The sequence below is a fragment of the Paraburkholderia sp. CI2 genome, from assembly GCF_014201055.1.
Lineage (GTDB): Bacteria > Pseudomonadota > Gammaproteobacteria > Burkholderiales > Burkholderiaceae > Paraburkholderia > Paraburkholderia tuberum.
On sequence record NZ_JACHDL010000057.1, the window covers coordinates 1 to 9,646 of the forward strand.

The 9,646-nt window shown below is 60.8% G+C and carries 6 protein-coding genes; 3 read left to right on the forward strand and 3 right to left on the reverse strand.

The window, feature by feature from the left end; genetic code table 11:
• Positions 1 to 384 precede the first annotated feature (384 nt).
• Both HDG32_RS35755 and HDG32_RS35760 read right to left on the reverse strand, forming a co-directional pair.
• On the reverse strand, positions 385 to 642 hold the full coding sequence (locus HDG32_RS35755; RefSeq protein WP_260336727.1) for a hypothetical protein: 258 nt from the start codon (positions 640 to 642) through the stop codon (positions 385 to 387).
• A gap of 177 nt (positions 643 to 819) precedes the next feature.
• Positions 820 to 1,809, reverse strand: coding sequence for a LysR family transcriptional regulator (locus HDG32_RS35760; protein ID WP_184074540.1), 990 nt, complete (start codon positions 1,807 to 1,809; stop codon positions 820 to 822).
• A 1,387-nt stretch (positions 1,810 to 3,196) separates the two neighbouring features.
• Here HDG32_RS35760 and HDG32_RS35765 point away from each other — a divergent pair.
• From HDG32_RS35765 to HDG32_RS35775, 3 genes are all read left to right on the forward strand, one after another.
• Entirely contained in the window at positions 3,197 to 7,273 is a 4,077-nt protein-coding gene (locus HDG32_RS35765) for an autotransporter outer membrane beta-barrel domain-containing protein (RefSeq protein WP_184074542.1), read from the forward strand.
• Positions 7,267 to 7,581: a tetratricopeptide repeat protein gene (locus HDG32_RS35770; protein WP_184074544.1), complete on the forward strand. Its 315-nt coding sequence runs from the start codon at positions 7,267 to 7,269 to the stop codon at positions 7,579 to 7,581. Before HDG32_RS35765 ends, HDG32_RS35770 begins: the two co-directional genes overlap by 7 nt.
• 301 nt (positions 7,582 to 7,882) lie before the next feature.
• Positions 7,883 to 8,407 carry a polymorphic toxin type 4 domain-containing protein gene (locus HDG32_RS35775; RefSeq protein ID WP_184074546.1) on the forward strand — a complete coding sequence of 175 codons (525 nt, stop codon included), beginning with the start codon at positions 7,883 to 7,885 and terminating at the stop codon, positions 8,405 to 8,407.
• A gap of 321 nt (positions 8,408 to 8,728) precedes the next feature.
• Here the strand turns inward: HDG32_RS35775 and HDG32_RS35780 are convergent, their stop codons facing one another.
• Entirely contained in the window at positions 8,729 to 9,541 is an 813-nt protein-coding gene (locus HDG32_RS35780) for an IS5 family transposase (RefSeq protein WP_184074548.1), read from the reverse strand.
• Positions 9,542 to 9,646: the final 105 nt, after the last annotated feature.

The window sequence follows — 9,646 nt, forward strand, 5'->3', positions numbered from 1 at the left end:
CGCGGCCGCTGCGGCCAAGCGTGTTGCCCAGCCTGGTCGCGAGCAGAAGTCCAGCGATGCCGCCGCCGACGATGACGATCCGGGTGGTCTGGCGCCTTGTCAAATATCTCTCTTGCATGATCTCCTACTCCCTTTCGCGTTTTACAATACTGGTCAGTATAGTTATCAAGGTCACCGCCCACGTCAACGAAAATAAACTGTACGGTTTATGTATGGCAAGATCGCAGCATTGAGAGTCGTAGGCCAGCGGCTTGGACGGGATGCTCATCGACATGGCTTGTTCGTGCGTGATCGTCATCGGGGCGAGTCTCCACCTCAGAAATTCAGCCCGATCGCGACCGCTTGTGTATCGATGAGAACGGGTGAATGAAGTGCGCGGTGAGTCTACGTCCAGTACTTGAAACTGGTCACGCTTCGCTCGTAGCCAGTCACGCTACGGCGCTCGCGTCGAATGCGCACGGGAGAGTTGTATTCTTCTAGCATTTGCGTGGCGGGGCGGCCTTGCGTCGGGACATGCGCCTTCCGTTCGGAACGGTCGGCGACGGTAGCAACAGGCGAGGGCTCGGCGTTCTCTGGACTCTCTGCGGCCAGGCTTTCGAGCGGCAATTGCGCATTCGCACCGACGACGAGAATGGCCTGCATCAGACCGGGCGTTCGAGACTCACACATTGCGGCAATTGCCACAATACACGCGGCAACGACATACCTTGCCCGAATGCGAGGTAGTCTGATCGTATACATCTTGCGTTCTCCATCACGCGCGAAAGAAAGTCACACAGCGCGTTTTTAATTGACCAACGACGATAAATATCTGACGGTTCAGGTTGTATTGCGTACATCAGAAAGGCCCGAAGCCAATCGAATCTGCGCAACGCGATTGAGCGCTTCACTGGCGGGCACGCTCCCGAAACTGCTATCGAGCGTTTCCCTCAGGTGCGACGTCATAAAGTCGACGTAGGTTTTGATCTTCGCGTCGATATGATGTCTACATGAATAGACGACGAACACTCTCGTGCGTTGAAGACGACACTCAGGGAATAACTGAATGAGCTTTCCATTCCGGATGTCGTCAATCACGCAATGGACCGGCAATGCCGCGATGCCTGCGCCTGCCAGCGTCGCGAGACGGGTCGCCTCGGTGTCGTTGATGACGAACTGGCTGCCCGCTTCAGGTTCCGCGGACCTGACGAGGCTCAACCTGATGGGATGGTCATCGGGTTTGGCGTTGAAGGGGATCGGCGTCAGCGCATGATCTTCGAGGTCGCTCGCTCTTTCGATCCGATGCGTCTGAAGAAAAGCGGACGCGGCCACCAGTACACGTTCGCATTGCCAGATCAGCTTGCATACGTTGCGCGAGTCGGGCAGCGTCGGCGCGGACACGATGGAGACGTCCACCTCGTCTGCGATCAGGTTCGCCATAGGCGGCAGGAACTTAAGATGCACTGAAACGGCAGGAAAACGCCTGCGATATTCGATGATCGAGTGCGTCAACTGTCCGAGGCCGAGATCGGTTACGCAGTGAACGCAGAGTTTTCCGCGCGCGCGGGTGTGGGCGTCGCGTGCTTCGGCTTCGGCATCGTCGAGGTCGGCCAGGATTCTCTTGCACTTCTGGTAGTAGCGCTTGCCGGGTTCCGTCAGCGATACCCGAGGTGTCGTGCGTTGCAGGAGCCGCGCCTGCAGCTGGTCTTCGAGTGACAAGACGGCACGCGATACGTTCCCCTTGCTGCAACTCATATGCTCCGCAACGACGCTGAAGCTTCCCGCCTCGACTACTCGGGAGAAGATGCGCATGCTCATGAACTTGTCCATGGAACCGTTCACCTCGTGCTGTCTGATTCGGGTCGCTCTTCAGCGGAATGAGACTTTCCCGCTTGGAAGAACGATAGACCGAGGCGAACGATTGAACCATCCCTACATTGGGATCGTCGCTTAATCCATGTGGTCAGCCGGCGATACGTTGGTATAGGTGTCGATCTTGCTGCGCAGACTGTCGCCAGCCAGCGGCATTTCGCCGGCTCGGTAGCCTGTCGCGTCGAACAGGTCCAGTCATGGCAGAGAGAGGATATCAATGCCACCGCGCCTTTCCGACCATGCGGCGCGTTTATCAACCGAGGATCAAACATGACTGTCAAACACTACGTCATTGCCTTGCAACAGGCGTTCGTGACTGGAGAAGGGCCCGCAGAAGCCGGCACGGTCATTTCGTCGCGTAGCGAGCGTTGCGGAACAGCGGGCTCGCGTCGACGCGGAGCGCAACGACCTCGTCGCTCATGCGACGTTCATTGTGTTGCATCGACCGGTTGAATCCGCCAATGGGGAACGGACGGTCGCAGGTTGGGTTCCGGCGGCTGCTTATGGCCGACAGTACTCATCCACAGAAGCCGCCCGAAAGCGGCCGTCGACGATTTTCAACGGTCGCTCTACAGGACCTTCATTGAACTGGTGCTCTCGGCCACCTTCTGCCATTCGCCGGCGTGTCCCCCAGACACTCAAACGCCCGCTCCGGTCAGGGTAGCCGACATTCACGGCTATGTGGCAGGCGCGACGGTATGACGTTAAAGCCGTTCACGGGCTGCAGTTCCTGGAAACATGGCAGGCACACCTGCAAGCGTGTCGCTGATTAATCGCAGCTTGCTCGGTGCGTCTTGCCGATCCCTCCATAGCGGAAGGCATTTTAATGTTCGCTAACCTTGGGACCAGCGAGAATTTGCGTCCCGATAGTTTCACGATGGGTCTCACGTCGCAATCACATATTCGCGCCCCGCTCCCCGTTGAAAGTGTCTATATTTGTTGAGTGATTTTTTCGCCAGCTTTTCGAACTGTCGGTGGCATATCGCCGACGTCCCGCGCATTCCCGTTTCGACAGAAGTCGACCTGGTCTAAGGGGGAAATGGTGAAGCATAGGCAACTGAAAAGAATCCCGTTCGTACCGAGCAGGCGAATCCGGTGCACAGGCGCTTCGTCAGATATTCCAGTCCTATTGCCAATAACATCGTTCCTGAATGTCGCGATAAGGCAACCCGGCCAGTTGCCGGGACTGGCTGCGCTGCCTCTCGCTACATGGCTTGCGCTGGAAGCCCCCCATTGCGCGCCCTCCTGCGATCTGGCTAGCCGACCTGGCCCGGCGCGCCGTGGCAGGCCGGTCGCTCCAGGCCGGAGGCTTCACGCATCCGCGCTCATTCTGCTGAACCTCGCCGTGCTCGCCGCCCTGCAACCGTCGGAACGCGCGATGGCGCAGCCTCCCTGCATTGACTCAACCGGCGCCTTTGTTGCGGAGGAGATCGACGGCTGCGGTGGCTATGGCGGGGGTGCCACGACGGGTAATACGCCAAGCACCGGCGGTGCCAGCAATCCGCTTGGAGCAGGCACGAACGGCTCTGGTGCTGCGACCACGAGCGGCGGTTCCGGAGGCGGAGGCGGCGCCGGCGCCGGAACCGCCGGTGGCACTGGTGGCGCTGGTGGCGGAACTGCCGGCGGCAGCGGCGGAAGCCAGGGTGCCAACGGCAACAACGGCGGCCCCAACAGTGGTGGCGGCGGCGGTGGCGCCGGCGCCCATGGGGTCCTGCCGTCGTCACTGGAGAACCCCGCAGGCGGCGTGATCGCCGGTGGAAACGGCGGTAATGGTGGCAATGGTGGCGTGCCGAGCGGGGCAGCGTCGATCGGCGGCGGCGGCGCCGGCGCTGGCGGTTATGGCCTCGTGATCAACAGCGGAGTCAGTCTCACCAACAACGGGCAGATCAACGGCGGAGCCGGCGGGACCGGCGGAAACGGCGGGGTGACCGGAAGCGGCAGCATTCAGGGATCGGCTGGCGAAGGCGGCGACGGCGGTTTTGGCGTTTTCGTCAATCTCAACGCCACCGGGGTCGGGCTAACCAATACCGGCACGATCCAGGGAGGCCGCGGCGGAAACAGCGGAAACGGAAATTTTACGGAGGGCGGTAACGGCAGCGCCGGCATCAGGGCAACCGCGGTGAACGCCACCCCGATCAATACCTTCAGCATCGAGAACAGCGGCACGATTCGCGGCGGCAATGGCGGCGACGCATCCCTGCCGACGCCAGGCGCTATCACCATTGGCGGCAATGGCGGCGCTGGCATCAGCGGCTCCAGTCTCACCATCACCGACAACAGCGGCGGCACGATTCAAGGCGGCAACGGCGGCGCCACGTTACGTGCCGGCAGCAGCGCGACGAGCAGCGGTGGGGTTGGGATCGTCGGCGACAATCTGACGATCTATAACAGCGGGAATATTATTGGCGGGTTCACCGGAGGGAACGTGCCGGGCGGTGTCAGCCCGTCGCAGGTCAATGCCATCACCTTCACCGGCGGCGCCAATTATCTGGAGCTACGTCAGGGTTTCGTTATCGGCGGAAATGTGGTCGTCCAATCGGGCGCATCAGGCACGCTGGCGCTTGGCGGCAGCAACAATGGAAGCTTCAGTGCGTCGAGCGTTGGCGCCCCTGCGCAGTACCAGGGCTTCACCGAGTTCGTGAAAACTGGCTCCAGCGTCTGGACGCTTACCGGCACGCCTGTGCAGGCTGGTACACCGTGGACATTGCTCGGCGGTGAGCTGTCGGTCGCAAGCGGCGTTAGTCTCGGCACCCCAGCGAACAGCGGACTGACTTTCAACGGCGGCATCCTCCAGGTTACAGGCACAGGCTACATAGCGATCGAGCCTACGCGAGGGATTACCTGGGCCGCGAACGGTGGCGGGTTCGACGTCGCAGACGGTGCCAATGTATTCACGGTCTCCCAGAACCTCGAGAATGGCGGCCAGCTAACCAAGCTCGGCCTCGGCACACTGGTTTTGACCGGCAGCAACACCTATGTTGGCGATACGCTTCTTGGCGAAGGTACGATCAGCGTCGGCAACGACTCGGCGCTCGGCAATGCATCTCAGTCCACCTTAAGGATGGCCAACGGGACGACGCTGTCCTTCACCAACGGCAACTTCACGGTCGCCAACAACATTGCTATCACCGGCACTGGCAACTTCACGCCACCCTCGGGCACAGTGCAGACGCTGTCAGGCACCATCTCCGACGGCACCTCGGCTGGCACGCTCGCGATGCAGGCCCCAGGTACGTTGGTGCTGGCTGCGGACAACAGCTACTCCGGTGGCACGACGATCTCCGCCGGCACGCTACAGGTTGGCGATGGTGGCTCGACCGGCAGCGTCGGCAGCGGCGCGATTCTCGACAATGGTGCGCTGGTCTTCCATCGCAGCGATACGGTGCTTGTTCCAGGAGCGATCACTGGCAGAGGAAACCTCACGCAGGACGGCGTGGATGGCGGCACGATAGTGCTCACAGGCGGCAACACTTACACCGGCGGCACCACGATCAGCGCCGGTACGCTGCAACTCGGTAACGGGGGCACCAGTGGTGGCATCGTGGGCAACGTCACCGACAACGGCACATTGGCCTTCAACCGCAGCGATACGGTCACCTTTGCCGGCAAAATTTCGGGCACCGGTGACCTCGCGCAGATCGGCTCCGGCACGACAATCCTGACCAACAGCAATCCCTACGCAGGTGGCACCACGGTCAACGCCGGCACGCTCGTCGTCGGCGACCCCGCACATCCGTCTGCGGCGCTGTCGGGGGGCGGGCCGGTCGTGGTGGAATCGGGCGCCACGCTGGGCGGTTTCGGTACTGTCACCGGGGCGGTGACCAATGACGGTATGGTAGCGGCCGGCAACGGCACGCCAGGGTTTGGCACGTCACCGGCGGGCACCTTCACCGTCATCGGCAACCTGCTCAATCGAGGAACGGTCAACCTGGCTTCGGATCCGATCGTCGGCAACGTACTGTCAGTGTCGAATGGCAACTATGCCGGGGCTGGCGGCAGGATGAACATCAATACGGTGCTCGCGGGCGATAATTCTCCGACGGACAAGCTGGTGATCATAGGTGGCACCGCGACCGGCAATACACTGGTGCATGTCACCAACGCCGGCGGCGCCGGTGCGCTGACCGTCGCGAACGGCATTCCGGTGGTGGAAGCGATCGATGGGGGAACCACCGCGGCCGGGGCCTTCGGGCTAGCTGGCGAGGTGCGCGGCGGGGCATTTACTTACGACCTGTTCCGGGGCGGACACAACGGCAGCAACCCCGATGACTGGTTCCTGCGCTCGGATTTCCAGGTCGGGCCGTCGGAGGAGCCGGACCTCCCCCCCGGCGAAGTCCCGCCATCGGAGGAGCCAGGCATCCCCAATGGTGACGTCCTGCCCTTAGATCCGCCTCCGGCCGAACTGCCCCCGGGCGAATACCCGATTATCGGGCCGGAAATTGCCACCTACTCGGTGGTGCAGCCGCTCGCGAGACAACTGGGCCTCACCATGCTCGGCACGATGCACGAGCGCATCGGCGATACGCTCACCGATACCGGGGGCGGCACCAGCAGCGCAGGCATAGCCAACTCGGCCTGGGTGCGGGTGTTCGGACAGCAGATCGACAATCACTACGAGACCTACACCGATTCGCGTGCCAATGGCCGGATGGTCGGCGTACAGGCCGGCGTCGATCTCTGGCGCGGCAGCTTTCTGCCCGGCCATCACGATGCAACCGGCGTCTATTTCGCGTACGGCAACAGCAACGTCGACGTGGACGGTCTCATCACCAATGCGGACGCGACGGCCTATGTGCTGAGTCACACCGGCTCGGTCAACCTCAACGCGTATTCGGGCGGCGCGTACTGGACTCACTATGGCCCCGGCGGGTGGTATATCGACGCGATCCTGCAGGGCACCCACTACGACGGAGACGCGACGACACAGTTTGCACGGTTGCCCATCTCCGGTTCAGGGTTTGCCACTTCGCTGGAAGTGGGCTATCCGTTTCACCTGCCGCTTGGACCAGGCTTCGTGCTCGAGCCTCAGGCGCAGGTCATCTGGCAGCATATCGGGTTGAGTGAGAACAATGACGGGCTGGGTTCGGTCGATCCTGGTTCGACGTCAGGCGTGACTGGGCGGCTCGGGGTGCGTGGGCAGTGGAGCATCGAGCGCGCGAATGGGGAAGTGTGGCAGCCGTACCTTCGCGCCAACATCTGGCGGGATTGGGGCGCGCAAGCAACGACGACTTACTCTGGCGTGGAGCAGGTACCACTCGCGCAGCAATTCACGCGCATGGACTTTGCTGCCGGCGTGACCGCAAAGCTCGACGCACGCATGAGCCTGTACGGCCAGTTCGGCTATCAGTTCTCGATCAACAGTTCGGCGACCGGCAGCCGCAAGGGGGTCTGGGGCGACATTGGGCTGCGCTACTTGTGGTAACGCATTCTTCGCCAATTCTCACAACGGGCACGGAAAAGGAACAGGGCGACACGCATGGCCGCGTCGATCACGGCAGCCTCGGCACGAGCCTGCACTTTCTCGGCTCCTGCCTGTGGAGCGTCGGCAAGTACGACGAGGCGCGGCCGTGGTTCGAGCGCGCGGTCACGGAAGCGGAACAGGGCGACACGCATGGCCGCGTCGATCACGGCAGCCTGAAGTCTAGCTTGAGAACCCTCGCCGTCTGCTACCGAAGACTTGGCCGACTCGACGACACGATGAAATTAGAGGAACGGATCTCGCGAATCTGAAAATCGCTTCGCCGGTGGTAACACGTGCGGCATCTCCGAACATGCCACCTTGCGCTCGCCGCTGCTACCGCTGATGGCCGTGGCTGCGAGCGCTGACGAGCGTCCGCAAACGGATGTTCAAAGGTCGTAGGAGTGACGTTAGGAGCCGGTGAGGGATCGGCCGCAGATGGCCGACTTTTGCCGATCGCCGCTGAACGATGTCAGCGGCGCCGCCGAGGGCAGAACGCAACCCATAGCGGCCATTTTCAGGGTAATTTCGTTGGTTCGCGACTCGCTATCTTGCTTACGTCCGTAGAATTGCATGAGGCAAGTCGTTTACCTACATTACCAACCACCGGACGGCGAAGAGGAAAACATGCACTTCAGTGAGCGAACTTTCAAGGACGCACTTGGAGCGACAGTTATACAGAGCCGCCTAGGACTTCCACAAGGCAGGCAGGGATACGAGAAGCTCTTGTTTCCGGGTATCGAAGTGGGATTAGCCGGCTGGCAGAGATCGCACAGTCAAGGTGGTGGCACGGGATTTGAAAGCCCGCATGCTATTCGCTACGCCCCGGAAGAAGTGAATCAGCAGTTTCAGCGCCTAGGTATAGAACGATATCTCAGAGAGCTTGTTGAATTGAAACCATCGGACACCGAGCTTTGGCTCACAACAGTGACAATGAGTCATCCTCGGACGCTTCGGCTAAAGGAAATTCAGTACCGCGTGGATGCTGTGAAGAATGGTCTGTCCCGAAAATTTTTTGAAGCAAGTATCGAGGTCTCGGATCAGCGGATTAACCCGAAAGTGATCATCCATGCCACCCCCTTCATGAAGACATTTTGAGTCTCGGAGGAAGCAAATCGTTACGGCTCATAGTTGTCGCAGACATCGTACCGGTGCCGCAAGGACATATCGCTAATTTGCGTTGGCTCCCGAGATGATTTCGTGATGTCGAGGTAACTGCCTCCTCCACGTTTAGCCACGAAGACACTGACCGCTGTTCGATCCGGAACAGACGCCTGAACGTCCGGCCATACATGGATGCTGCCGCCCGCTCCTGGCCGTACTGAGTCCCACGGCCTGCGACGTCGGATCGCCTCACGTGCCTCGCTCCATGCAGAAGGCATAGCCGACCCCTTGAGTCATTCACCGATAACGACGAACCTAGACGGAACTTCGAAGTACTGGGATTGCATGGACAAGCATAAGCATGGCGAAGACGACAAAATGCAGACCTGCGAGTGTTTCGGGCAAGCGTTCGTAGTCACGTGCGAGGCGTCGAAAGCGGTTGAGCCATCCGAAGCTGCGCTCGACTACCCATCGACGTGGCAACAGCACGAAACCCTTTTTCGCTTCATCGAGCTTGACCACCTGGAGATCAATTCCCTGAGCGCGCGCGGCCTGCGCAGGAGCTTCGCCCGTGTAACCCTGATCTGCAAAGGCCACTTTCACGGTTTCTCCCGTTGCCTGCTGCACCTGGCGCGCCAGCTCTGCCACCTGTGCCCGCTCCTGCTCGTTGGCCGGTGTCACGTGTACGGCGAGCAACTGACCCAGCGTGTCGACCGCCATATGCGCCTTGCTGCCACGCTTGCGCTTGTAGCCGTCATAGCCTGCGCGTGGACCGCTCTCACATGTCGATTGCATCGTACGGCCATCAAGGATCACCGCGCTGGGCTGCCCCTGCCGCCCCTGCCCGACACGGATGATCGAACGAAGATCACTCACCATGCACTCGAAACAGCCGGCCGCCAGCCATCGTTGCGTCTGCTGGTACACGAGTTCCCACGGCGGAAAGTTGGTCGGCAGCATTCGCCACGCAGCCCCAGCGCGAGCCATCCAGCGCAAAGCATTGAACATCTCGCGCAACTCGCATTTACGCTGTGGTGCACTCTCATCCATCAACGTCAGATACGCTGCCACGAAGCTCCATTCTTCGTCTGACACGTCTGTCGGGTAGACTTTACGTTTCTCTCTCATGCCTCCAGGGTGATATGACTTCTCGTGTCAATATGATCGGTTCTGTGTTTTCGGTGTTTGAATTTCCTGAGGGCGACGTAGCAGTAAATCTCGACGGTGGATCAA

Bases quoted from the DNA above. Each gene is read 5' to 3' on its own strand.
- HDG32_RS35755 (WP_260336727.1), bottom strand. From the start codon at position 642: ATGCAGGCCATTCTCGTCGTCGGTGCGAATGCGCAATTGCCGCTCGAA.
- HDG32_RS35760 (WP_184074540.1), bottom strand. From the start codon at position 1,809: ATGGACAAGTTCATGAGCATGCGCATCTTCTCCCGAGTAGTCGAGGCG.
- HDG32_RS35775 (WP_184074546.1), top strand. From the start codon at position 7,883: ATGAGGCAAGTCGTTTACCTACATTACCAACCACCGGACGGCGAAGAG.
- HDG32_RS35780 (WP_184074548.1), bottom strand. From the start codon at position 9,541: ATGAGAGAGAAACGTAAAGTCTACCCGACAGACGTGTCAGACGAAGAA.